This is a genomic window from Pseudomonas sp. URMO17WK12:I6 (genome assembly GCF_003253625.1).
Taxonomy (GTDB): domain Bacteria; phylum Pseudomonadota; class Gammaproteobacteria; order Pseudomonadales; family Pseudomonadaceae; genus Aquipseudomonas.
On the sequence record NZ_QKYZ01000014.1, the window covers coordinates 15,874 to 39,788 of the forward strand.

General features: G+C 60.4%; 20 protein-coding genes and 1 tRNA gene. 6 read left to right on the forward strand and 15 right to left on the reverse strand.

The window, feature by feature from the left end; genetic code table 11:
• Positions 1-17 precede the first annotated feature (17 nt).
• The 4 genes from queE (at position 18) to nadA (ending at position 2,819) form a co-directional block, all read left to right on the forward strand.
• Positions 18-665 carry a 7-carboxy-7-deazaguanine synthase QueE gene (gene queE / locus F475_RS22590; RefSeq protein ID WP_018926493.1) on the forward strand — a complete coding sequence of 216 codons (648 nt, stop codon included), beginning with the start codon at positions 18-20 and terminating at the stop codon, positions 663-665.
• 1 nt (position 666) lies between these two features.
• Positions 667-1,359 carry a 7-cyano-7-deazaguanine synthase QueC gene (gene queC, locus F475_RS22595; RefSeq protein ID WP_064616361.1) on the forward strand — a complete coding sequence of 231 codons (693 nt, stop codon included), beginning with the start codon at positions 667-669 and terminating at the stop codon, positions 1,357-1,359.
• 63 nt (positions 1,360-1,422) lie between these two features.
• Positions 1,423-1,498 (forward strand) — tRNA-Lys (locus F475_RS22600).
• A 262-nt stretch (positions 1,499-1,760) separates the two neighbouring features.
• Positions 1,761-2,819: a quinolinate synthase NadA gene (nadA, locus tag F475_RS22605; RefSeq protein WP_018926491.1), complete on the forward strand. Its 1,059-nt coding sequence runs from the start codon at positions 1,761-1,763 to the stop codon at positions 2,817-2,819.
• A gap of 63 nt (positions 2,820-2,882) precedes the next feature.
• Here nadA and F475_RS22610 read toward each other — a convergent pair whose 3' ends face one another.
• The 15 genes from F475_RS22610 to gap form a co-directional block, all read right to left on the reverse strand.
• Positions 2,883-3,371 (reverse strand): RDD family protein, encoded by a 489-nt coding sequence (locus F475_RS22610; RefSeq protein WP_111454755.1) that lies wholly within the window; start codon positions 3,369-3,371, stop codon positions 2,883-2,885.
• A 96-nt stretch (positions 3,372-3,467) separates the two neighbouring features.
• Positions 3,468-3,680, reverse strand: coding sequence for a cold-shock protein (locus F475_RS22615; RefSeq protein ID WP_007934683.1), 213 nt, complete (start codon positions 3,678-3,680; stop codon positions 3,468-3,470).
• Positions 3,681-4,073: 393 nt separating this feature from the next.
• Positions 4,074-5,198, reverse strand: a complete 1,125-nt coding sequence (gene gcvT, locus F475_RS22620) for a glycine cleavage system aminomethyltransferase GcvT (protein ID WP_111454756.1) — start codon at positions 5,196-5,198, stop codon at positions 4,074-4,076.
• Positions 5,199-5,231: 33 nt separating this feature from the next.
• The gene (locus tag F475_RS22625; protein ID WP_111454757.1) at positions 5,232-6,608 is read right to left on the reverse strand and encodes an L-serine ammonia-lyase; all 1,377 of its coding nucleotides are present in this window, start codon (positions 6,606-6,608) and stop codon (positions 5,232-5,234) included.
• A gap of 179 nt (positions 6,609-6,787) precedes the next feature.
• Positions 6,788-9,640, reverse strand: a complete 2,853-nt coding sequence (gene gcvP, locus F475_RS22630; RefSeq protein WP_086944501.1) for an aminomethyl-transferring glycine dehydrogenase — start codon at positions 9,638-9,640, stop codon at positions 6,788-6,790.
• Positions 9,641-9,651: 11 nt separating this feature from the next.
• Positions 9,652-10,029 carry a glycine cleavage system protein GcvH gene (gene gcvH, locus F475_RS22635; RefSeq protein WP_111454758.1) on the reverse strand — a complete coding sequence of 126 codons (378 nt, stop codon included), beginning with the start codon at positions 10,027-10,029 and terminating at the stop codon, positions 9,652-9,654.
• A 438-nt stretch (positions 10,030-10,467) separates the two neighbouring features.
• Positions 10,468-11,976: a sigma-54-dependent transcriptional regulator gene (locus tag F475_RS22640; RefSeq protein WP_111454759.1), complete on the reverse strand. Its 1,509-nt coding sequence runs from the start codon at positions 11,974-11,976 to the stop codon at positions 10,468-10,470.
• A gap of 145 nt (positions 11,977-12,121) precedes the next feature.
• Complete coding sequence (locus tag F475_RS22645) at positions 12,122-12,484, reverse strand: DUF5064 family protein (protein ID WP_111454760.1); 363 nt, start codon at positions 12,482-12,484, stop codon at positions 12,122-12,124.
• 65 nt (positions 12,485-12,549) lie between these two features.
• Positions 12,550-13,479 carry a carbamate kinase gene (gene arcC / locus F475_RS22650; protein WP_018926482.1) on the reverse strand — a complete coding sequence of 310 codons (930 nt, stop codon included), beginning with the start codon at positions 13,477-13,479 and terminating at the stop codon, positions 12,550-12,552.
• A 95-nt stretch (positions 13,480-13,574) separates the two neighbouring features.
• Complete coding sequence (locus F475_RS22655; RefSeq protein WP_018926481.1) at positions 13,575-14,585, reverse strand: ornithine carbamoyltransferase; 1,011 nt, start codon at positions 14,583-14,585, stop codon at positions 13,575-13,577.
• A 69-nt stretch (positions 14,586-14,654) separates the two neighbouring features.
• On the reverse strand, positions 14,655-15,911 hold the full coding sequence (arcA, locus tag F475_RS22660; protein WP_111454761.1) for an arginine deiminase: 1,257 nt from the start codon (positions 15,909-15,911) through the stop codon (positions 14,655-14,657).
• Positions 15,912-15,962: 51 nt separating this feature from the next.
• On the reverse strand, positions 15,963-17,390 hold the full coding sequence (gene arcD, locus F475_RS22665) for an arginine-ornithine antiporter (protein ID WP_111454762.1): 1,428 nt from the start codon (positions 17,388-17,390) through the stop codon (positions 15,963-15,965).
• Positions 17,391-17,836: 446 nt separating this feature from the next.
• Complete coding sequence (locus tag F475_RS22670) at positions 17,837-19,168, reverse strand: CoA transferase (RefSeq protein WP_111454763.1); 1,332 nt, start codon at positions 19,166-19,168, stop codon at positions 17,837-17,839.
• Positions 19,169-19,374: 206 nt separating this feature from the next.
• Positions 19,375-19,839: a methylglyoxal synthase gene (locus F475_RS22675; protein WP_064616377.1), complete on the reverse strand. Its 465-nt coding sequence runs from the start codon at positions 19,837-19,839 to the stop codon at positions 19,375-19,377.
• Between the two features lie 18 nt (positions 19,840-19,857).
• A complete protein-coding gene (gene gap, locus F475_RS22680) occupies positions 19,858-20,859 on the reverse strand; it encodes a type I glyceraldehyde-3-phosphate dehydrogenase (RefSeq protein ID WP_018926476.1) in 1,002 nt (333 codons plus the stop codon).
• 219 nt (positions 20,860-21,078) lie between these two features.
• On the opposite strand from gap, the gene edd reads away from it, so the two are divergent.
• Together edd and F475_RS22690 are read left to right on the forward strand one after the other, a co-directional pair.
• Positions 21,079-22,905: a phosphogluconate dehydratase gene (gene edd / locus F475_RS22685; protein ID WP_018926475.1), complete on the forward strand. Its 1,827-nt coding sequence runs from the start codon at positions 21,079-21,081 to the stop codon at positions 22,903-22,905.
• The gene (locus F475_RS22690) at positions 22,902-23,852 is read left to right on the forward strand and encodes a glucokinase (protein ID WP_086944506.1); all 951 of its coding nucleotides are present in this window, start codon (positions 22,902-22,904) and stop codon (positions 23,850-23,852) included. The genes edd and F475_RS22690 overlap by 4 nt, the downstream gene beginning before the upstream one ends.
• Positions 23,853-23,915: the final 63 nt, after the last annotated feature.

A 23,915-nucleotide genomic window follows, 5' to 3' on the forward strand; every position in this document is an offset into this window, starting at 1 on the left:
TTACGCCCGTGGCGACTATGCAAGACACATTGAGAATCACCGAAGTTTTCTACTCGTTGCAGGGTGAAACGCGGACTGCCGGGCTGCCCACTGTTTTTGTGCGCCTGACCGGTTGCCCATTGCGTTGCCAATACTGCGACAGCGCCTACGCGTTCACTGGCGGCACCCTCCGCACGCTCGACGACATCCTCGAGCAAGTGGCCGGTTTTCGCCCGCGTTACGTCTGTGTCACGGGCGGTGAGCCCTTGGCGCAGCCCAATGCCATTCCCTTGCTCAAGCAGTTGTGTGACGCCGGTTACGAAGTGTCGCTGGAAACCAGCGGCGCGCTGGACATCTCGGCGGTCGATCCACGGGTCAGTCGCGTCGTCGACCTGAAAACCCCGGGTTCGAAAGAAGCCCACCGCAACCGCTACGAGAACATCGAACTGCTCACGCCCAACGATCAGGTGAAGTTTGTCATCTGCTCGCGGGAAGACTATGACTGGGCCGTGTCCAAGCTGATTCAATACGGTTTGAACGAGCGTGCCGGCGAAGTCCTGTTCTCGCCGAGCCACCATGACCTGAATGCACGTGATCTGGCGGACTGGGTGGTGGCGGACAATCTGCCTGTGCGTCTGCAATTGCAGCTGCATAAATATCTTTGGAATGACGAGCCGGGGCGCTGAAATGACTGAACAACTGAACACTGCTGAAAAACGTGCGGTCATCCTGCTGTCCGGCGGCCTAGACTCGGCGACGGTCGTGGCCATGGCCCGTGCCGAAGGCTATAGCTGCTACACCATGAGCTTCGATTACGGTCAGCGCCACCGTGCCGAACTGCAAGCCGCCGAGCGTGTTGCCCGCGACTTGGGTGTGGTCGAGCACAAGGTGATCGGCCTGAACCTGAACGGTATCGGCGGCTCGGCCCTGACCGACAGTTCCATCGACGTACCGGAGGCGCCGAGCGAAGGCATTCCGGTGACTTATGTGCCGGCGCGCAACACGGTGTTTCTGTCCCTGGCGTTGGGTTGGGCCGAAGTGCTGGGTGCGCGTGACATCTTTATCGGTGTAAACGCGGTGGATTATTCCGGTTACCCGGATTGCCGTCCCGAGTTCATCGAAGCCTTCGAGCTCATGGCTAATCTGGCGACCAAGGCCGGTGTAGAAGGGAATGGCTTCCGTATCCAGGCGCCCCTGCAGAACCTGAGCAAGGCGCAGATCGTTCAGGCGGGCGTGAAGCTTGGCGTCGATTACGGGCTGACCGTTTCCTGCTATCAGGCGGACGATAACGGCCGTGCTTGCGGTAAATGCGACAGCTGCCGTCTGCGTGCAGAAGGCTTTGCGGCGGCCGGAATCAGCGACCCGACACCTTATTTTTGATTTATTTCAAATTAGGTGTTGAATAGTCCTTAAAAATCAGTATTATACGCGCCACCACACAGCGGGTCGTTAGCTCAGTTGGTAGAGCAGTTGGCTTTTAACCAATTGGTCGTAGGTTCGAATCCCACACGACCCACCATTTTAAAAAATCTGGAAGGCCCACGTAAGTGAGGATTTCCGGGTTTTTTTTTGCCCGCGATTTGAGGTTGTCCCGGTCCGGGATCGCACCGAGTGACGCAGGTCAGAATCATCTTTTGCATCCGCCGGATATTCTGTAGCCTTGCGCAGCTTCAACGCTGTCCATGCCTGATGAATACTCACTCTCCCGGCGGTACCCCGAAGGGTCCGGAGCCGGGTGTATACTCGACTTTCGCGCGAAAGCGCCTGCAGGTCTTGCGAACATGACGCAGATTTCCGAACGCCTTCTGGTTCAAGCCCACCTCGACGCCAAGCAGCCCAAGCCGCTGACAGCCGAGGAAGAGGCTTATTACCGCACAGCCATCGCAGCCGAGCTCAAAGCTCAGGACGCGGTGCTGGTTGCACACTTCTATTGTGATCCAGTCATTCAGGCCCTGGCCGAAGAAACCGGTGGCTGCGTCTCCGACTCTCTGGAGATGGCCCGCTTCGGCAATGCTCACCCGGCCAAGACCGTAGTGGTCGCCGGTGTGAAATTCATGGGCGAAACCGCCAAGATCCTCAACCCTGAAAAACGTGTGCTGATGCCAACCCTGGAAGCGACCTGCTCGCTGGACCTGGGTTGCCCGGTGGACGAGTTCTCGGCGTTCTGCGATCAGCACCCGGAACGCACGGTGGTGGTATATGCCAACACCTCGGCGGCAGTCAAAGCCCGGGCGGATTGGGTGGTGACTTCAAGTTGCGCGCTGGAAATCGTCGAAAGCCTGATGGATAACGGCGAAACCATCATCTGGGGCCCGGACAAGCACCTGGGGACTTACATCCAGCGCCAGACCGGCGCCGACATGCTGCTGTGGGACGGTGCCTGCATCGTTCACGAAGAGTTCAAGGCCAAGCAGCTCGAAGACATGAAGGCGCTGTACCCGGACGCGGCCATTCTGGTGCATCCGGAGTCGCCGACCGCCGTGATCGAATTGGCCGATGCGGTGGGTTCCACCAGTCAGCTGATCGCTGCCGCGCAAAGCCTGCCGAACAAGACCCTGATCGTTGCCACCGACCGCGGCATCTTCTACAAGATGCAGCAGCTGTGCCCGGACAAGGTCTTTATCGAAGCGCCAACGGCCGGTAACGGCGCGGCTTGCCGCAGTTGCGCGCATTGCCCGTGGATGGCGATGAACACCCTTGAACGCACGCTGAAGAGCTTGAAGGAGGGGACCAACGAGATCTTCGTCGATCCGGCGTTGATTCCGCAGGCGATTCGGCCGTTGAAGCGCATGCTCGATTTCACGCAGGCGGCGCGGATGAAGCTGGCGGGTAACGCCTGATTCGTTGGCAGTGAGCCAAAAAAAACGCCCCGGGTTGATCGGGGCGTTTTTGCATCTGGAGGATTATTTGGTCTTCTTCGGAATCCGCACCAACTGGGTGTTGGAATAGATGTCGTGCCAGCTGCGCTTCTGCTTGTCGAACAGCGACCAGAAGAACCCCAGCCCGAGGCATAACCAGGACGCGATCGACACCACAAAGCGCAGCAGCGCCTGCCACAGGCTGATGGATGAGCCGTCGACGTTCTGTACGCGGATGCACCACACCTGCATGCCCAGGGTCTGGCCCGACCAGGTCCAGAACTTGGCGAAGAAGCCGAACAGCACAAACAGCAGAACCGTCGACAGCAGTGGGTCACCGTCCAGGGCGCCGGCCTCGGTCAGGGTGCGCATCCGGTCTTCGCCGATGATCGCCATCTGGATCATCTTGTAGATGCCGCTGGTGACGATCAGCAGCGCGGTGCACAGCAGGAAGTCGTAGAACATCGCTGCCAGGCGACGACCCAGGCCTGCGGCGGGAAAGTCGCCTTGGGGGTTGAGCAGGTGTTTCGACATGGCTGCCTCAGAACGGAAAAAAGAAGCCATTTTACGGATTTGCGCGCACAAAAAAGCCCCTGATGTCAGCATCAGGGGCTTTTTCGTAACAGAAGATTAGCCTTCTGCTTGTACTTCGTCAGCCTGCATGCCTTTCTGGCCTTGCACAGCAACGAACGTCACTTTCTGGCCTTCTTTCAGGCTCTTGAAGCCGTTGCCCTGAATAGCGCGGAAATGCACGAACAGATCCGGACCGCTTTCTGGAGTGATAAAACCAAAACCTTTCTCGTCGTTAAACCACTTGACGGTACCGCTCTGACGTTGGGACATTTCTTATTTCCTTTGACGCAAAAATGAATGACAGTCTCCTTCTCGTGAAAGAGTACTGGGGCTGGTTGCAGGAGAGTAAGAAGACGTCGAACGGGATGTAGCTAACTTGTAGGCTACTGCCCAGGTCACGATTTCCAAGCGACCCATGCAAACACAGTGAACAAACTCTACGCCAACTACGGGAGAAAAAACAAGCCCCGCGAAGGCCCGGATTTCCTCAGGTTGATGGCAATTAGAGTGGTCACTAGTGCGGGCTTATTCGATCGAGTTGTTCATTGCTTTTCGATTGTTATAAGTAACGTTCATAAACGAAACGTATGCACTATTTTATGGCGGTTGCGTTACAGATTAGTGCACTGTTAACGCAACCGCGTTACTTATAGAAACAGTCAATCAGCCACGATAGTAGCGTTGTGGAACAAATGGCATTTTGCTTACAAGCAAAGGCACCTTTTTCCCACGCACAATGGCCCAAACTGGCGTTTCCAAAACGGTATAAGCGCTGTCGAGGTAACCCATGGCCAAAGGACCGCCCAAGGTCGGACCGAAGCCGCCGCTACAAACGCTGCCGATGATTTCGCCAGCTTCGTTGACGATCTCTGCACCTTCACGCACCGGTGTACGTTCCTGCGGCAGCAGGCCAACGCGCTTGCGGCTGACACCGGTTTGCTGTTGGGCGAACACGGTTTCGGCGCCAGGGAAACCGCCGGCCCGCGCACCATCGGCACGTCGAGGCTTGGAGATGGCCCACAGCAGGCTTGCTTCGATCGGCGTGGTTTCAGTGTTCATGTCGTGGCCGTACAGGCACAGACCGGCTTCCAGGCGCAGGGAATCGCGGGCGCCGAGGCCGATGGCCGCGACTTCCGGTTCGGCCAGCAGGGCGCGAGCCAGCGCTTCGGCGTTGGCCGCCGGTACGGAGATTTCGTAACCGTCTTCACCGGTGTAGCCCGAACGGCTGACAAAGCAGTCCACGCCCAACAGTTTCACGCGGGTGAACTGCATGAAGGTCATCTTCGCAACTTCCGGTGCCAGGCGTGCGAGCACGGTGACGGCGGCCGGGCCTTGCAGAGCGAGCAGGGCACGCTCTTCGAACAGCGGTTCAATGGTGCACTGGTCGCCGATGTGCTTGCGCAGGTGCGCCAGGTCTTGGTCCTTGCAGGCGGCGTTGACCACCAGGAACAATTCGTCGTTACCGAGGTTGGCGACCATCAGGTCGTCGAGGATGCCACCGGTCTCGTTGGTGAACATCGCGTAGCGCTGCATGCCCTCCGGCAGGTCGATGATGTCCACCGGCACCAGGGTTTCCAGGGCTTTGGCGGCGTTGGCACCGGTCAGGCGGATCTGGCCCATGTGCGACACATCGAACAGCCCGGCCTGATCACGGGTGTGCTGGTGTTCTTTCATCACGCCCAACGGGTATTGCACCGGCATGTCATAACCGGCGAACGGCACCATGCGGGCGCCGAGTTCGAGGTGCAGTGCGTGCAACGGGGTCTTCAACAGTTGTTCGGTGGACATATACAGCTCCTGAAAATAGTGCAGATGCGCGCATCAGCACTCGATAATGTTGACCGCCAAACCGCCACGGGCGGTTTCCTTGTATTTGCTTTTCATGTCGGCGCCGGTCTGGCGCATGGTGCGGATGACCTTGTCGAGGGAGACGAAGTGCTGACCGTCGCCACGCAGGGCCATGCGCACCGCATTGATGGCCTTGACCGAACCCATGGCGTTGCGCTCGATGCAAGGCACTTGCACCAGTCCGCCAATCGGGTCGCAGGTCAGGCCGAGGTTGTGTTCCATGCCGATTTCGGCCGCGTTTTCCACCTGCTGCACCGTACCGCCGAGCACTTCGCACAAGGCGCCGGCCGCCATGGAACAGGCAACGCCGACTTCACCCTGACAGCCGACTTCGGCGCCGGAGATCGAAGCGTTTTCCTTGTACAGAATGCCGATTGCAGCGGCCGTCAGTAGAAAACGCACCACGCCGTCTTCGTTGGCACCGGGGATGAAGCGCATGTAGTAATGCAGCACCGCCGGGATAATGCCGGCTGCACCATTGGTGGGCGCAGTGACCACGCGTCCGCCGTTGGCGTTTTCTTCATTGACCGCCAGGGCGTACAGGTTGACCCAGTCCAGTACCGACAGTGGATCGCGCAGCGACGATTCCGGGTTTTTGCACAGTTGCCGATGCAGCGCCGCCGCCCGCCGTTTGACCTTCAGCCCACCGGGCAGGATGCCTTCGTTGCGGCAACCGGCGGCGACGCAGTCTTGCATCACTTGCCAGATCTTCAGCAGTCCGGCACGGGTTTCCGCTTCCGGGCGCCAGGCGCTTTCGTTGGTCAGCATCACCTGACTGATCGATAAACCGTAAGTGCTGCAGTGACCAAGCAGGTCCTTGGCGCTTTTGAACGGGAAGGTCAGCGGTGTGGCGTCTTCAACGATGCGATCGGCACCGGCCGCGTCTTCATCGACCACGAACCCGCCACCGACCGAGTAATACTCGCGGCTGCGCACTTGCAGGCCGGCCGCGTCGAACGCGCGAAAGATCATGCCGTTGGGGTGATAGGCCAACGGTTTACGAATCATTGCCAGGTGTTCTTTCTCGTTGAACGCGATGCTGTGTTCACCGAGCAGGTTCAAGCGACCGCTGCTGCGAATCTCTTGCAGGCGGGCGGTGACGGTTTCGGTGTCCACGATGTCCGGGTGTTCGCCTTCCAGGCCCAGCAATACGGCCTTGTCGCTGCCGTGGCCTTTGCCGGTGGCGCCGAGCGAGCCGTAGAGCTCGACTTTGACGCAGGTGGTTGCCGATAGCAGCCCTTCACGGCGCAGACCTTCGGCGAAGCGCGCAGCGGCACGCATCGGGCCGACGGTGTGGGAGCTGGAGGGGCCGATACCAATTTTGAACAGGTCGAACACGCTTAACGACATGGTTGTTCTCCGGTTTTCTTGTTATAGGCGTTAGATGAAACCGTAGGAGCGAGGCTTGCCCGCGAAGGCGTTGTATCAGCCACCATCAATGCTGAATATGAAATCGCCTTCGCGGGCAGCCTCGCTCCTACAGAGAGTGCGGTGTTCTTGAGGGGGGCGAGCAACTCGCCCCCTTTAGATCAAGCGTAGCTTTCGATCGACGGGCAGGCGCAGACCAGGTTGCGATCGCCAAACACGTTGTCGACGCGACCGACCGGTGGCCAGTACTTGGCTTCGATCAGCGACGCTACCGGGTAAACGGCTTGCTCGCGGCTGTACGGATGAGTCCACTCGCCGACGATTTCCGCAGCGGTGTGCGGGGCGTTTTTCAGCGGGTTGTCATCCTTGTCCAGCGTGCCGTTTTCCACCGCGCGGATTTCTTCGCGGATGCGGATCATGGCGTCGCAGAAACGGTCCAGTTCTTCCTTGGATTCGCTTTCGGTCGGCTCGATCATCAACGTGCCGGCCACCGGGAACGACATGGTCGGGGCGTGGAAGCCGAAGTCGATCAGGCGCTTGGCCACGTCATCGACGCTGATGCCGCTGCTGTCTTTCAGCGGACGCAGGTCGAGGATGCATTCGTGCGCCACCAGACCGTTGCTGCCGGTGTACAGCACTGGATAGTGCTCTTCGAGGCGACGGGAAATGTAGTTGGCATTCAGGATCGCCAATTGCGAAGCGCGCTTGAGGCCGGCGCCACCCATCATTCGAATGTACATCCAGGTGATCGGCAGAATGCTCGCGCTGCCGAACGGTGCCGCGCAGACCGCGCCTTCCTTGCGTTCCATCTGGGCGTGGCCCGGCAGGAACGGCGTCAGGTGCGACTTGACGCCAATCGGGCCGACGCCTGGGCCGCCACCGCCGTGTGGGATGCAGAAGGTTTTGTGCAGGTTCAGGTGCGATACGTCGCCGCCGAACTTGCCCGGTGCGCAGAGGCCGACCATGGCGTTCATGTTCGCGCCATCGATATACACCTGACCGCCGTTGTCGTGAATGATGCCGCAGATTTCGCGGATGCCTTCTTCGAACACACCGTGGGTCGACGGGTAGGTGATCATCAGCGCGGCGAGGTGTTCGCGGTGCTCGATGGCCTTGGCGCGCAGGTCTTCGATGTCGACGTTGCCGCGGGCATCGCACGCGGTCACAACCACACGCATGCCGGCCATGTTGGCGGTGGCCGGGTTGGTGCCATGGGCGGACGACGGGATCAGGCAGATGTCGCGACGGTCTTCGCCACGGCTCTGGTGGTAGGCACGGATCGCCAACAGACCGGCGTATTCACCCTGGGAACCGGCGTTCGGTTGCAGGGAGATCGAGTCGTAACCGGTGGCGGCGCAGAGCATCGCTTCCAGTTCATCGGTCAGTTGCTGATAGCCGGCGCTTTGCTCGGCCGGAGCGAACGGGTGCAGGGCACCGAATTCAGCCCAGGTCACCGGGATCATTTCGCTGGCGGCGTTGAGTTTCATGGTGCAGGAACCCAGTGGGATCATGGTGCGATCCAGGGCCAGGTCCTTGTCCGCCAGTTTGCGCAGGTAGCGCATCAGCTCGGTTTCGGAGTGATAACGGTTGAACACCGGGTGGCTGAGGATTGGCGATTGGCGAACCAGTGCGGCCGGGAGGGTGCTTTGGACCGAGGCGGCCAATGCAGCGAAGTCCGGCAGGGCCTTGCCGTCGGCCAGCAGGCTCCACAGGGTTTCGACGTCAGCCTGGCTGCTGGTTTCGTCGAGGGACAGACCCAGACGCTCAGCATCGACCACGCGCAGGTTGATCTTCTGCGCATGAGCCTTGTCGTGCAGGGCCGCCGTTTGCGCGCCGGTTTTGATCGTCAAGGTGTCGAAGAAGCTGGCTTGCTCGACGCTCAGGCCCAGTGCGCTCAAGCCTTTGGCGAGGATCGCGGTCAGGTGATGAATGCGATTGGCGATCTGCGTCAGGCCTTTCGGGCCGTGGTACACGGCGTACATGCTGGCGATGTTGGCCAGCAGCACCTGGGCGGTGCAGATGTTGCTGGTGGCTTTCTCGCGACGGATATGTTGCTCGCGGGTCTGCATGGCCAGGCGCAGGGCCGGCTTGCCGAAACGGTCCACGGAAACGCCGACCAGACGGCCCGGCATGTCGCGCTTGAACGCATCCTTGGTGGAGAAGTACGCCGCGTGCGGGCCACCGAAGCCCAGCGGAACGCCGAAGCGTTGCGCGCTGCCGATGGCCACGTCGGCGCCGAACTCACCCGGCGGGGTCAGCACGGTCAGGGCCAGCAGGTCAGCAGCGACCGCGACCAGCGCATTCGCCGCGTGGAAGCGTTCGGTCAGTTCGCGGTAATCGAAGACGTCACCGTTGCTCGCCGGGTATTGCAGCAGCGCGCCGAAGAATGGCGTCACGTCGGTCAGTTCACGCTCGTCGCCCACCACAACGTCGATGCCCAAAGGCTCGGCACGGGTGCGCAAAACGTCGAGGGTTTGCGGGTGGCAATGAACGGAGGCGAAGAAGGCGTGGCTGCCTTTGTTCTTGCTCAGGCGTTTGCAGAACGTCATGGCTTCGGCAGCAGCGGTGGCTTCGTCCAGCAGCGAGGCGTTGGCGATCGGCAGGCCGGTCAGGTCGCTGATCAGGGTCTGGAAGTTCAGCAGCGCTTCGAGACGACCCTGGGAAATTTCTGGTTGGTACGGGGTGTAGGCGGTGTACCAGGCCGGATTTTCCAGCAGGTTGCGCAGGATCGGCGACGGCGTGTGAGTGCCGTAGTAGCCCTGACCGATGTAAGTCTTGAACAGCTGGTTTTTACCGGCGATGGATTTGATCAACGCCAGGGCATCGGCTTCGCTCAGGCCGTCTTCGAGACCGAGGACGCTGGTGCCTTTGATGCTGTCGGGAATGACGCTGGCGCTCAGGGCTTCCAGGGAGTCGAAACCGAGGCTGTTGAGCATGGCTTGCTCGTCGCCTGCACGCGGGCCGATGTGGCGGGTGATGAATTCGTTGGCGGTCGTCAGATTGACTTGAGTCATGTCGGCGCTCCTCAGGCTTGGGCTTTGATCAGACGGTCGTAAGCGTCTTGATCCAGCAGTTGGCCGACAGCCGAGGCGTCGGTTGGCTTGAAGCGGAAGAACCAGCCTTCGCCCAGCGGATCTTCGTTGACCAGTTCAGGGCTGTTATCGAGGGCCGGGTTGGTCTCGACCACTTCTCCGTCCAGAGGCATGTACACGCCGCTGGCAGCTTTTACCGACTCCACGGTGGCGGCTTCTGCGCCTTTGTCGTAGGACTGCAGCTCAGGCAGTTGTACGAAAACCACGTCGCCCAGTGCGTTCTGTGCGAAAGCGGTGATGCCGACCGTAACGGTGCCGTCAGCTTCGGTGCGCAGCCATTCGTGATCTTCAGTAAAACGCAACTCGCTCATGGAAACTCCTAAGGGGGCCAGACTCGTCTGGTGGACGCGATGGAATGCAGGGGCAAAAACCCTGCTTTATAGGAGGTTACTAAGCAAAAAGGCGGCCAATGTTATTTTTATGTTTAAAAACAATAACTTATAAGTTTTCGTAAGCCGTTATATTTCTGCAGCTGTAGCGAAATCGCTACAGCCTGAAGCAAAGAAAAAAGCCTAGGTGGATCAAAGCCTTGCACAGCGCTGATCGGGAGAGGGTGTATCGATATCGTTCCACTGTAGCGCTTTCAGTACAGATGGAGGTCGCTTTTTGGCATGGTTTTGAAGGCGACATGATCGTTCCCACGCGCAGCAAAGGAATGCCTCAATGGACGCTCTGCGTCTGCTCTTGGAACGCGGAGCGTCCCGGGCTGCATTCCCACGCAGAGCGTGGGAACGATCACCGAGTAAGCCTCACGGCTTATTGGGAATCCCGTACTTGCGCAACCGATGGGCAATCGCGGTGTGGGAGGTTTGCAGGCGGCTGGCCAGTTGGCGGGTCGAGGGGTAGCTGACGTAGAGCTTTTCCAGCAGGTCCTTCTCGAACGCTTCCATGGCCTGTTCGAGGCTGTCGACCTCAATGTCGCTCTGGCGCGCCACAGAGGTGCCGGCGATGTCGAGGTCGCCGATGTCCACCAGGCTGCTTTCGCAAATCGCCGCGGCGCGGAAGATCACGTTCTGCAATTGCCGTACGTTGCCTGGCCAGCGATTGCCCAGCAGCGCCGGGTAAGTGCCGGGGGCCAGGCGACAGACCGGGCGCTGGATCTGCGCGCAGGCCTGCTGCATGAAGTAACGCGCCAGCAGCAAAATGTCCTGGCCGCGCTCGCGCAGGGGCGGGACTTCGACATTCAGCACGTTGAGGCGATAGAACAGGTCTTCGCGGAAAGTGCCTTCGCTGACCATTTTTTCCAGGTCGCGATGGGTCGCGCTGAGGATCCGCACGTTGACCTTCACTTCGCGATCGCCGCCAACCCGACGGAAGCTGCCGTCGTTGAGAAAGCGCAGCAGTTTCGCCTGCAAATACGGCGACATTTCACCGATCTCGTCGAGAAATACCGTGCCCTGGTTGGCCAGTTCCATCAGCCCCGGCTTGCCGCCCCGTTGCGCCCCGGTGAAAGCGCCGGGGGCGTAGCCGAACAGTTCGCTTTCGGCGAGGTTTTCCGGCAATGCCGCGCAGTTCAAGGCCAGGAACGGCGAACTGTGGCGGGCGCTGATGGCGTGGCAGGCGCGGGCCACCAGTTCTTTGCCGGTGCCGGTTTCACCCTGGATCAGCAACGGTGCATCGAGGGCTGCGACGCGCTGGGCGCGGGCCTTGAGCGTACGAATCGCCGGGGATTCGCCGAGCAGCGCATCGAAACCTTCAGCGTGATCGTGGTGCAGCGCCGAGAGGCGTTCACCGATGCGGTTCGGTTGATACAGGGTCAGCAGGGCGCCGGCGTCGGTGATCGGCGTGGCATCCAGCAGCAGGGTTTGACCGTTGACGGTGATCTCGCGCAGCGGCAGGCGGAAGCCGTTTTCCAGCAATGTGTCGAGCAGCACCGGGTCGGCAAACAGCTCGCTGATGCTTTCACCCGCCGGTTCGCGACCGTACAGGGCAATCAGTGCCGGGTTGGCCAGCAGCACCTTGCCGGCGCTGTCCAGGGCCAGCACCGGGTCGGTCATGGCGGCGAGTAGCGCATCGAGCTGCAAGTGACGGCGTTGGCCGGGAAGGATGTCGACCACCGTCACCGCTTGTACACCACGCACGTTGAACAGCGCATCGCGCAGCTCTTCGAGCACGGCCGGGCTCAAGGTCGGGGCGTCGATGTAGACGTTGGGCGGCACCATTTCCACCGCATCCAGATTGAGATTGCGCCCACCGAGCAGAGCCAGGACTTCCTGGGTGATACCGACGCGGTCGATGAAACTGACGTGGATGCGCATGGGGCGGTTTGGTTCTGGAGTGCGGAGGGTGGCAAGTATGCCTTGGGGCGGGCCAATGGTGAAATCCTGTACAGGACTTCATGACAACGATGATCTCCTGTGGGAGCGGGCAAGCCCCGCTCCCACAGGTTCAGCGTTCACCGTTTTATCCCAGGTGTTCAGGTTTGACCGGGTCGCCGGATTTGATGTCGAGTTGGGCCCGCACGTCTTCAAACATTTCGTCGTAGTACTTGTGCATGGCGCCGATGTTGGCGGTCTTGGGCATGCCGTACTTTTGCGCGATGCGCGTGGCGTGGCGGGCAAAGTCGAAGGCCTGGTCCTTGGGCAGATAAAACTCTTCATTATTCAGCTCCTTGCCCTCGACCGAACCACGCAGCGTGAAGAGCATGCCTTGGCCTTCCTTGGGATCCTGAGCAATTTTGTATTCAATGTGCAGGTTGTAGCTGTAATCGTCCTTGTTCAGCGCATGGCGCTCGATGTGCAGGTGTCCGGGTTCGAACGTAGCCATTGGCGTCTCTCCTTCAAAGGCATTGAATCAGGGCAGACCTCACGCCTGCCCCCCTGCGTTTCTTTCTATTGATAACTGATGCCAGGTGTCGCTGTGCTGATACGGGTGCCTGCCTTGCCCTGGATGATCGCTTCGATGTCCGAGAGTGAACCGATTACCGCGACTTTCCCAGTATGGCGGGCGAACTCGCAGGCCGCCTGGACCTTTGGTCCCATGGAGCCGGCGGCGAAGCCGAGTTTGTCCATTTCATCGGGGTGAGCCTGGGCGATGGCTTTCTGGGTGGGCTTGCCGAAATCGATAAAGGCCGCATTGACGTCAGTGGCGATCACCAACAGATCGCTTTCCAACTGTTCGGCCAGCAGTGCCGAGCACAGGTCTTTATCGATCACCGCTTCCACACCCTGCAGTTTGCCGTTGGCGTCGTAGATCGTCGGGATGCCGCCACCACCGGCGCAGATCACGATGCTGCCTTTTTCCAGCAGCCACTTGATCGGGCGGATTTCGAAGATACGTTTGGGTTTCGGGCTGGCGACCACGCGCCGGAACTTGTCGCCGTCCGGGGCGATGGCCCAGCCTTTCTCGGCGGCGAGTTTCTCGGCGTCGGCCTTGGAATAAACCGGGCCGATCGGTTTGCTGGGGGCCTGGAACGCCGGGTCGTTGGGGTCGACTTCGACCTGGGTCAGCAGGGTGGCGAACGGCACTTCGAAGTCCAGCAGGTTGCCCAGTTCCTGTTCGATGATGTAGCCGATCATGCCGTCGGTTTCGGCGCCGAGTACGTCCAGCGGGTAAGGCGAAACCTGGCTGTAGGCCGCCGCTTGCAGCGACAACAGGCCGATCTGCGGACCATTGCCGTGGGCGATCACCAGTTGGTTGCCGGGATGAATCTTGGCGATCTGTTCGGTGGCGATCCGGATGTTCGCGCGCTGGTTGTCCGCGGTCATGGGCTCACCCCGGCGGAGCAGGGCGTTACCGCCCAGAGCAATGACGATACGCATAGTGCAGTCCTTCTAAATAGGGGCGGGCAATCTGATCTCCCTGATGATCGTGCCCACGCTCTGCGTGGGAACGATCATGAGCAAGTGTTCAGCCGTCAGATATCCGCCAGCGCCGACACCAGAATAGCCTTGATGGTGTGCATACGGTTTTCCGCTTGCTCGAAGGCGATGTTGGCCGGCGATTCGAAGACTTCTTCAGTCACTTCGACGCCGTTGGCCAGGTGCGGATAGCGTGCGGCGATGTCCTTGCCGACCTTGGTTTCGCTGTTGTGGAACGCCGGCAGGCAATGCATGAACTTCACGCGCGGGTTGCCCGAGGCCTTCATCATGTCGGCGTTGACCTGATACGGGAGCAGTTGCTCGATGCGCTCGTCCCACGCTTCCACCGGCTCACCCATCGACACCCAGATGTCAGTGTGGATGAAGTCCACGCCCTTGACCGCGGCTTTCGGGTCTTCGGTGATGGTGATGCGCGCACCGCTCTCTTCGGCGAAGGCTTTGCACTGATCGATGAAGTCCTGATGCGGCCACAGCGCTTTCGGTGCGGCGATGCGCACGTCCATGCCGAGTTTGGCGCCGATCATCAGCAACGAATTACCCATGTTGTAGCGCGCATCGCCCAGGTAGGCGTAGCTGATGTCGTGCAGCGGTTTGTCGCTGTGTTCGCGCATGGTCAGGGTGTCGGCGATCATTTGCGTCGGGTGGAATTCAGCGGTCAGGCCGTTGAATACCGGTACGCCGGCGAACTTGGCCAGCTCTTCGACGATTTCCTGTTCGAAACCACGGTACTCGATGGCGTCGAACATCCGCCCCAGCACGCGGGCGGTGTCCTTCATGCTTTCCTTGTGGCCGATCTGCGATGACACCGGGTCGATGTAGGTGACGTGGGCGCCCTGGTCATGGGCCGCGACTTCGAAGGCGCACCGGGTGCGGGTCGAGGTTTTTTCGAAGATCAGCGCGATGTTCTTGCCTTGCAGGTGCGGACGCTCGGTGCCGGTGTATTTGGCGCGCTTGAGGTCGCGGGACAGGTCCAGCAGGTAGTGCAGCTCGCGAGTGGTGTGGTGCATCAGCGAGAGCAGGCTGCGGTTGCGCATGTTGAAAGCCATGATTGGATCTCCTTGGGTGTCGGTTATCCCCTCGGCCGTGCTGGATAAGCATCGGCCAAGGCTCGAAAGTTAATAATCGATAGGGTCGCGAATGATCGGGCAGGTCATGCAGTGGCCACCGCCACGCCCGCGCCCGAGCTCACTGGCGCTGATGGTGATGACCTCGACGCCGGCCTTGCGCAGCAGGGTGTTGGTGTAGGTGTTGCGGTCGTAGCCGATGACCACGCCTGGCTCCACCGCCACCACGTTGTTGCCGTCGTCCCATTGCTCGCGTTCGGCGGCAAAGGCGTTACCGCCGGTTTCGACGACGCGCAGCGCCTTGAGGTTGAGGGCCTTGGCCACGGTGTCGAGGAAGCTGGTTTCTTCACGGCGCACGTCGATGCCGCCCGGTTTGCTTTCATCGGGGCGCAGGCTGAAGGCGACGATCTGCTTCACCACTTCCGGGAAAATCGTCACCAGGTCGCGGTCGCAGAAGCTGAACACGGTGTCCAGGTGCATCGCCGCGCGGGATTTCGGCAGGCCGGCGACGATGACTCGTTCCACGGCTTTGTTCTTGAACAGGTTGACCGCCAATTGGCCGATGGCCTGGCGGGACGAGCGCTCGCCCATGCCGATCAATACCACGCCGTTGCCGATCGGCATCACGTCACCGCCCTCAAGGGTAGCGTTGCCGTGGTCCTGGTCGGGGTCGCCGTACCAGATCTGGAAGTCGGCGTTGGTGAACTGCGGGTGGAATTTGTAGATGGCGGTGGCCAGCAAGGTTTCCTGACGACGCGCCGGCCAGTGCATCGGGTTCAGGGTCACGCCGCCATAGATCCAGCAGGTGGTGTCGCGGGTGAACTGGGTGTTGGGCAGCGGCGGCAGAATGAAGCTGGAATGACCGAGGAAGTCGCGGAACATCTGAATGGTCTTGCCACCGAAACTGTCCGGCAGGTCATCGGCGGAAACCCCGCCGATGAGGAATTCGGCGATCTTGCGTGGCTCCAGGCTACGTAGCCAGGCCCCCACTTCATGGACCAGGCCGAGACCGACCGAATTGGCGGTGATCTTGCGCTCCAGAATCCAGTCCAGCGCTTCAGGCATCGCGACGATGTCGGTCAGCAGGTTGTGCATTTCCAGCACGTCGACACCACGCTCGCGCATCTTGGTGACGAAGTCGAAGTGGTCGCGTTTGGCTTGGGCGACCCACAGCACATCATCGAACAGCAGTTCGTCGCAGTTGTTCGGGGTCAGCCGCTGGTGGGCCAGGCCGGGGGAGCAAACCATGACTTTGCGCAGTTTGCCGGCTTCGGAATGGACGCCGTACTTAACTTTTTCCGTGGTCATTACCGTGTTCCTCCAGATGAAAACAATCAGGTGCTGCTTTTCATTACAGTGCTAAAGGGTCAGAAAACCGGCATACAGCCCATAGGCCGCCACCAGGGCGCCTACGACGACGGCGGCGAAAATCAGCTTCTCGACGTTAGTGAAAACCGGTTTGTCGACTTCAAGTTTGGCCTTGGCGAACAGGATCGCGCCGGGGGCATACAGCAGGGCGGAGAGCAGCAGGTATTTGACGCCGCCGGCGTACAGCAGCCAGATCGCGTAGATCAGTGCGATGCCACCGATGACCAGGTCTTTGCTGCGCTCGGCCGCAGCGTTTTCATAGCTCTCGCCGCGCACTGCCAGCAGCAGGGCATAGGCCGCCGACCACAGATAGGGCACCAGGATCATCGACGTGGCGAGGTAGATCAGCGACAGGTAAGTGCTGGCCGAAAACAGTGTGATGATCAGAAACAGCTGCACCATCGCGTTGGTCAGCCATAGCGCGTTGGCCGGTACAAGGTTGGCGTTTTCACGGCGCAAAAACGCCGGCATGGTGTGGTCCTTGGCGGCAGCGAACATGATCTCCGCGCACAGCAACACCCATGACAGCAACGCCCCGAGCAAGGAAATGATCAGGCCGACGCTGATCAGCACCGCGCCCCAATGACCGACCACATGTTCCAGCACCGCGGCCATCGACGGGTTCTGCAGTTTCGCCAGCGCAGGTTGGGTCATGATCCCCAGGGACAACACGTTCACCAGCATCAGGAACAACAGCACGGTGATGAAGCCGATGACGGTGGCTTTACCCACGTCGCTGCGTACTTCGGCACGGGCCGAGAAAATGCTCGCGCCTTCGATGCCGATGAACACCCACACGGTGACCAGCATCATGTTGCGCACCTGGTTCATCACACTGCCCAGGTCAGGGTTTTTGATGCCCCAGATGTCGGCGGTGAAGATCTCCAGTTTGAACGCGAACAAGGCGATCAACACGAACAGCAGCAGCGGTACGACCTTGGCGACGGTGGTCACCAGGTTGATGAACGCCGCTTCCTTGATTCCTCGTAAAACCAGAAAGTGCACCGCCCAAAGCAGCAGCGAGGCGCCGATGACGGCAGCAACGGTGTTGCCTTCGCCGAAGATCGGAAAGAAATAACCGAGGGTGCTGAACAACAGAACGAAGTAACCCACATTGCCCAGCCAGGCACTGATCCAATATCCCCAGGCCGACGAGAAACCCATGTAGTCGCCGAAACCGGCCTTGGCGTAGGCATAAACACCGCCATCCAGCTCAGGCTTGCGATTGGCCAGGGTCTGGAAGACGAAAGCGAGGGTCAACATGCCCACTGCGGTGATTACCCAACCAATAAGAACAGCACCGACATCCGCACTGGCGGCCATGTTCTGGGGCAAAGAGAAGATTCCGCCACCAATCATTGAACCGACCACTAAAGCAACGAGCGCACCGAGTTTCAGTTTTCCGGGGGATTCAGACATAGCATGACTCCAGTGCAGGAGAAGAGAGACAACAGAGTAGTTCTGCTGGCTGTTCAATCAGCTGACATAGATCAGTGCATGGGCACATTCCATTGTTAATGAAAGACTTATGTATCTTTCTCGGACATCGCGGTTTTGCCGGGGAAGTCCTGTTCAGAGGGGGGTAAGTCAGGTGGGCGTAAGCGGTATTGCTTGGGCTTTGAAATTAGTGTGTTTCTGCGGTTTCGCCAATTTTCTGATAACTGTTTATATGACAGATTTGATTTATCAGGTGCGCGGTACTGGAATTAATGAATAAACGTTATTTCGTTTTATCTGTTTAGTTAAAAATAACTACGTGACAGTGTTTGCAGTGACTGTTCTGGCCTCATCGCGGGCAAGCCACGCTCCCACAGGATCACGCTGTACCTGTGGGAGCGGGCTTGCCCGCGAAAGCTATCTGATGATCACCACCACTGCGCGCGATGGGCGCCCAGTTCCCCGGCCGGCAGCGCCCATTGCAGTGGCGTCCCGGTGATCTTCAACGGCACCTGTAACCGATGGGCCGGTCCCCACGGCGTTTGCTCAATCAACATCCCTTGATCGTGGTCATCCTCTGCGCGCAACGGCTCGTTGGTTCCGGCGCCATGTTCGATCAACAGCTTCGCCGTCCGTGCCAGCGACAGCCGCGCAGAGCCACCGTGCCCCAATAGCTTGATCGCACTGGCCGCCATCAAATACCCCGTGGCGTGATCAAGGGCCTGGACCGGCAGCGGTGTCGGTTTATCCGCCTTCTTCCAGTGCATGCCCGCGTCGGCAATCCCGCTGCTCATCTGCACCAGGCTGTCGAAGCCGCGACGGTTCTGCCAAGGGCCGCTCCAGCCGTAAGCGTTGAGGCAAACATCGATCAGGCCCGGGGCCAGTGCCTGGCGTTGGGCGATGCCGTAACCCAGGCGTTCCAAGGCATCGGCGCGGTAGCCGTGGAGCAGGATGTCGGCGTCCTTGAGCAGGCTTTCGAACACCGCGCGATCGGCTTTGTCGTGCAGATCCAGGCGCGCACAGCGTTTGCCCAGGGTGACTTCCGGCACCACGCCCGGTTCGTTCCAGGTCGGTGGGTCGATGCGCAGCACGTCGGCGCCGAGCCCGGCGAGGAAGCGGCTGGCGATCGGGCCGGCGAGCACTCGCGTGAGGTCCAGTACCTTGATTCCGGCCAGCGGTTGCGCCACCGAGCCTTGCCACGGTTTGGCGTTCTGGCTGCCATCGGCGCTGAATTGGATCAACGGTTCGGCGTTCACGGCTTGACCTTGGGGGTGAGCTTGCCATTGCTTCCAACTGCGCATTTCGGCGGCGCATCCACCGGCCGCGACCACCGCCTGTTCCAGATCGCTTTTCGCCCACTGAGCCACTTTGCTCGCCATCGCTGCGCGGTCGGCACAGGCGCCGAGCACTGATTCAGCAGCGGCGCGGTGATGGGGCGCGTTGGTGTGCAGGCGGATCCAGCCGTCCTTGGTCGCGTAGTCGCCGGCGACCGGGTCCCACAGCGGCGGGACGCTCCAGCCCATGGGGCGGATCGAGGTGGCGAACCAGAACGACGCCAGGCGGCGGTCGACTTCAAGGCTGGGCAAGCGACCGGTTTGTTGATGCAGCAGTTCGCTGGCGGCCTGGCCGGCGGCAGCAATGCTGGCGCAAGCCAGATCGGTCACGGCAAACGCCGAGGGCAGGGCGCCGCTCGAGGTGAACGGGATTGGGGTGTGGGGCAAGCCGAGTGCGGCTTGAATGGACGTGAGTAAATCAGTCATCGAAGGCCCTCCGGAGCGAGAGCCCGAGCATAGTTCAAAAAGACGGCTCGGCCAGATGAAATCCTGTAGAGAGAGCGGTGCGGCGATCCGACTTGCCCGCGAAGTCGTTGACCGTGTTGCGACCTTCGCGGGCAAGCCTCGCTCCTACGGGGATATGCATTCCCGTGGGAGCGAGCCTGTTGTCACAGAGGATTTATGCCAGCGCTTTACCCGCGCCCCTGCAGATAGGTCGCGTAATCCGGGATGCGGTGTTCGTGAGCCTGATCCATCAACGGGCTGCTGAGCAGGTAGTCGGCGCTGCATTCGTTGCAGGCCACGGGGATGTTCCACACCGCCGCGACCCGCAGTAATGCCTTGATGTCCGGGTCGTGGGGTTGCGGTTCGAACGGGTCCCAGAAGAACACCAGCATGTCGACCCGCTGCTCGGCGATTTGCGCGCCGAGCTGCTGGTCGCCGCCCAGTGGACCGCTGATCATACTTTCTACCGGCAGGCCGAGGCGTTGTTGCAACAACAACCCCGTGGTGCCGGTGGCGACCAGTTCATGCTGCGCGAGTTTGTCTTTCTGTCGCTCGGCCCAGTCCAGCAAAAACACTTTGCAATGGTCATGGGCGACCAGGGCGATACGCTTGCGCGCCGCCATGGTCTTATGCGTAAAGCTGATACCGATCATCGGTTGCTGCTCCACGGTTTACTCTGCGTTGCAGAGCGCCAGGCAGTTATCGAGCATGCGGTTGGAGAAGCCCCACTCGTTGTCGTACCAGGCCAGCACTTTGAGCAGCTTGCCGCTGGACTTGGTGTGGTTGGCGTCGAAGATCGACGACAGCGGGTTGTGGTTGAAGTCGCTGGATACCAGCGGCAGGGCGTTGTAGCCGAGAATCTTCGAGTGTTGGCTGGCTTGTTTGAGCAATGCGTTGACTTCATCGGCCGACGCTTCGCGCTTGAGCTGCACGGTCAGGTCCACCAGCGACACGTTGATCACCGGAACACGCACTGCCATGCCGGTCAGTTTGCCCGCCAGGTCCGGCAGCACCAGGCCTACCGCTTCAGCGGCGCCGGTCTTGCTCGGGATCATGTTCTGGGTGGCGGAACGGGCGCGGTACGGATCGGTGTGGTAGACATCGGTCAGGTTCTGGTCGTTGGTGTAGGCGTGAATAGTGGTCATCAGACCGCTTTCGATGCCCAGCTCGCGGTGCAGCACCTGGGCCACCGGGGCCAGGCAGTTGGTGGTGCACGAAGCGTTGGAGATGATCTGGTGCGACTGGCGCAGAATGTCGTGGTTAACCCCATAAACCACAGTGGCGTCGGCGCCCTTGGCCGGGGCCGAGATAATCACTTTGCGCGCGCCGGCCGTAATATGGGCGGCGGCTTTGGCACGGTCGGTGAACAGACCGGTGCATTCGAACACGACGTCGACCTTCTCTGCGGCCCAGGGCAGTTCGGCCGGGTTGCGAATGGCGCTGACCGAAATACGGTCGCCGTTGACGGTCAGGCTTTCCTGATCGTGCTGGACATCGGCATCGAATGTGCCGTGAACGGTGTCGTATTTCAGGAGGTGAGCATTCATCGAGCTGTCGCCCAAGTCATTGATTGCCACGATCTGCAGATCCTGACGATAGCCTTGGGTATACAGTGCGCGCAGGACATTACGGCCGATACGGCCAAAACCATTGATTGCGATTCGAAGAGTCATTTACAGCGCCGCCGTCGTTTTGTTGTTGGAATTACAAGATTATTCGCAAAAAAATAGAAAACAAGCCTTTTTAGTGGCAATATTTTGTTTTATCTACAACGAGTGACCTGAATCAACTGGTCCGAATGATCAAGAAAGCCGTCTGTCATCCCGATCACAACGGCGTTTGATCAGCATAGACAATCAGGTCGCCACATCCGTTAGCCTGGAGTTCTACACATGCATCCCCGCGTCCTTGAGGTCACCGAACGGCTTATCGCCCGCAGCCGCGCCACGCGTGAGGCTTACCTTGCATTGATCCGTGGCGCCGCCAGTGACGGCCCGATGCGTGGCAAGCTGCAATGCGCCAACTTCGCCCACGGCGTGGCCGGATGTGGCAGCGACGACAAGCACAGCCTGCGGATGATGAACTCCGCCAACATCGCAATTGTTTCGTCATATAACGACATGCTCTCGGCGCACCAGCCGTACGAAGTCTTTCCTGAACAGATCAAAAAAGCCCTGCGCGAAATCGGCTCCGTCGGCCAGTTCGCCGGTGGCACCCCGGCCATGTGCGATGGCGTGACCCAGGGCGAACCGGGCATGGAACTGAGCCTGCCGAGCCGTGAAGTGATCGCGTTGTCCACCGCCGTGGCGCTGTCTCACAACATGTTCGACGGCGCGCTGATGCTCGGTATCTGCGACAAGATCGTGCCGGGCCTGATGATGGGCGCGTTGCGCTTCGGTCATCTGCCGATGATTTTCGTGCCGGGCGGGCCGATGGTGTCGGGCATCTCCAACAAGCAGAAAGCCGATGTGCGCCAGCGCTACGCCGAAGGCAAGGCGACCCGCGAAGAGCTGCTGGAATCGGAGATGAAGTCCTACCACAGCCCTGGCACCTGCACCTTCTACGGCACCGCCAACACCAACCAGTTGCTGATGGAAGTCATGGGCCTGCACTTGCCGGGCGCCTCGTTCGTCAACCCGAACACGCCGTTGCGCGATGCCCTGACCCGCGAAGCGGCGCATCAGGTCACGCGCCTGACCAAGCAGAATGGCAACTTCCTGCCGATCGGCGAAATCGTCGACGAGCGTTCGCTGGTCAACTCCATCGTGGCCCTGCACGCCACCGGCGGCTCGACCAACCACACCTTGCACATGCCGGCCATCGCCATGGCTGCGGGCATCCAGTTGACCTGGCAGGACATGGCCGACCTCTCCGAGGTGGTGCCGACCCTGAGCCACGTGTACCCGAACGGCAAAGCCGACATCAACCACTTCCAGGCGGCGGGCGGCATGTCGTTCCTGATCCGTGAACTGCTGGAAGCCGGCCTGCTCCATGAAAACGTCAACACCGTGCTCGGCCACGGCCTGAGCCGCTACACCCAGGAGCCGTTCCTCGATAACGGCGAGTTGGTCTGGCGCGAAGGCCCGATCGAAAGCCTCGACGAAAACATCCTGCGCCCAGTGGCTCGTGCATTCTCGCCAGAAGGCGGTTTGCGGGTGATGGAAGGCAATCTCGGTCGTGGCGTGATGAAGGTCTCGGCAGTCGCCCTGGAAAACCAGGTCGTCGAAGCCCCGGCCATGGTGTTCCAGGATCAACAGGACCTGGCCGATGCATTCAAGGCCGGTCTGCTGGAGAAGGATTTTGTCGCGGTGATGCGCTTCCAGGGGCCGCGCTCCAACGGCATGCCGGAACTGCACAAAATGACGCCATTCCTCGGCGTGCTGCAGGACCGTGGCTTCAAAGTTGCGTTGGTGACCGACGGACGCATGTCCGGCGCCTCGGGGAAAATCCCGGCGGCGATCCACGTCAGCCCCGAAGCTTATGTGGGCGGCGCTTTGGCACGGGTGCGTGAGGGCGATATCATCCGCGTCGATGGCGTCAAAGGCACCCTGGAGCTTAAGGTGGACGCCGAAGAATTCGCAGCACGCGAGCCGGCCAAAGGCCTGTTGGGCAACAACATCGGCACCGGTCGCGAACTGTTTGGTTTCATGCGCATGGCCTTCAGCTCCGCAGAGCAAGGCGCCAGCGCCTTTACTTCTGCCCTGGAGACGCTTAATTGAAACTGGCTTTGGTCGGTGACATCGGTGGGACCAACGCACGTTTCGCGTTGTGGAAAAACCAGCAGCTGGAATCGGTCCAGGTGCTGGCGACGGCAGACCACGCCAGCCCGGAAGAAGCGATTGCGCTGTACCTGAACGGGCTCGGCCTGGCGCCGGGTTCGATCGGTTCGGTGTGCCTGTCGGTGGCCGGCCCTGTGAGCGGTGATGAATTCAAGTTCACCAACAATCACTGGCGGCTCAGTCGCAAGGGTTTCTGCAAGACCTTGCAGGTGGATCAACTGCTACTGGTCAACGATTTTTCGGCCATGGCGCTGGGCATGACCCGCTTGCAGCCGGGCGAGTTCCGGGTGGTCTGCGAAGGCACGCCGGAACCGTTGCGGCCAGCAGTGGTAATCGGTCCGGGTACAGGCTTGGGCGTAGGCACGTTGCTCGATCTGGGCGAGGGCCGTTTTGCCGCGTTGCCGGGGGAGGGTGGTCACGTCGATCTGCCGCTGAGCAGCCCGCGGGAAACCCAACTGTGGCAACACATCTACAACGAGATCGGCCATGTCAGCGCTGAAACGGCATTGAGCGGCAGTGGTTTGCCGCGAGTGTACCGGGCGATCTGCGCGGTGGATGGTCACACGCCTGTGCTCGACACACCTGAGGCGATCACGGCGGCCGGGCTGGCGGGTGATCCGATTGCCCTGGAAGTGCTCGAGCAGTTCTGCTGCTGGCTCGGTCGCGTGGCCGGCAACAATGTGCTGACCACCGGTGCACGGGGTGGTGTGTACATCGTTGGCGGGGTGATTCCACGGTTTGCCGACTTTTTCGTTAAAAGCGGTTTCGCCCGGTGCTTTGCCGACAAGGGTTGCATGAGCGATTACTTCAAAGGCATTCCGGTGTGGCTGGTGACAGCGCCGTATTCCGGCCTTGTTGGCGCGGGTGTGGCGCTGGAGCAGGCCTGAGACCGCGTCACCTCATTCGCGGGCAAGCCTCGCTCCTACAAGGAATGTCACGAACCCTGTAGG

Coding starts and splice junctions, on each gene's coding strand:
- queE (WP_018926493.1), top strand. CDS start 18: ATGCAAGACACATTGAGAATCACCGAAGTTTTCTACTCGTTGCAGGGT.
- queC (WP_064616361.1), top strand. CDS start 667: ATGACTGAACAACTGAACACTGCTGAAAAACGTGCGGTCATCCTGCTG.
- nadA (WP_018926491.1), top strand. CDS start 1,761: ATGACGCAGATTTCCGAACGCCTTCTGGTTCAAGCCCACCTCGACGCC.
- F475_RS22610 (WP_111454755.1), bottom strand. CDS start 3,371: ATGTCGAAACACCTGCTCAACCCCCAAGGCGACTTTCCCGCCGCAGGC.
- F475_RS22615 (WP_007934683.1), bottom strand. CDS start 3,680: ATGTCCCAACGTCAGAGCGGTACCGTCAAGTGGTTTAACGACGAGAAA.
- gcvT (WP_111454756.1), bottom strand. CDS start 5,198: ATGTCCACCGAACAACTGTTGAAGACCCCGTTGCACGCACTGCACCTC.
- F475_RS22625 (WP_111454757.1), bottom strand. CDS start 6,608: ATGTCGTTAAGCGTGTTCGACCTGTTCAAAATTGGTATCGGCCCCTCC.
- gcvP (WP_086944501.1), bottom strand. CDS start 9,640: ATGACTCAAGTCAATCTGACGACCGCCAACGAATTCATCACCCGCCAC.
- gcvH (WP_111454758.1), bottom strand. CDS start 10,029: ATGAGCGAGTTGCGTTTTACTGAAGATCACGAATGGCTGCGCACCGAA.
- F475_RS22640 (WP_111454759.1), bottom strand. CDS start 11,976: ATGCGCATCCACGTCAGTTTCATCGACCGCGTCGGTATCACCCAGGAA.
- F475_RS22645 (WP_111454760.1), bottom strand. CDS start 12,484: ATGGCTACGTTCGAACCCGGACACCTGCACATCGAGCGCCATGCGCTG.
- arcC (WP_018926482.1), bottom strand. CDS start 13,479: ATGCGTATCGTCATTGCTCTGGGCGGTAACGCCCTGCTCCGCCGGGGT.
- F475_RS22655 (WP_018926481.1), bottom strand. CDS start 14,585: ATGGCTTTCAACATGCGCAACCGCAGCCTGCTCTCGCTGATGCACCAC.
- arcA (WP_111454761.1), bottom strand. CDS start 15,911: ATGACCACGGAAAAAGTTAAGTACGGCGTCCATTCCGAAGCCGGCAAA.
- arcD (WP_111454762.1), bottom strand. CDS start 17,390: ATGTCTGAATCCCCCGGAAAACTGAAACTCGGTGCGCTCGTTGCTTTA.
- F475_RS22670 (WP_111454763.1), bottom strand. CDS start 19,168: ATGACTGATTTACTCACGTCCATTCAAGCCGCACTCGGCTTGCCCCAC.
- F475_RS22675 (WP_064616377.1), bottom strand. CDS start 19,839: ATGATCGGTATCAGCTTTACGCATAAGACCATGGCGGCGCGCAAGCGT.
- gap (WP_018926476.1), bottom strand. CDS start 20,859: ATGACTCTTCGAATCGCAATCAATGGTTTTGGCCGTATCGGCCGTAAT.
- edd (WP_018926475.1), top strand. CDS start 21,079: ATGCATCCCCGCGTCCTTGAGGTCACCGAACGGCTTATCGCCCGCAGC.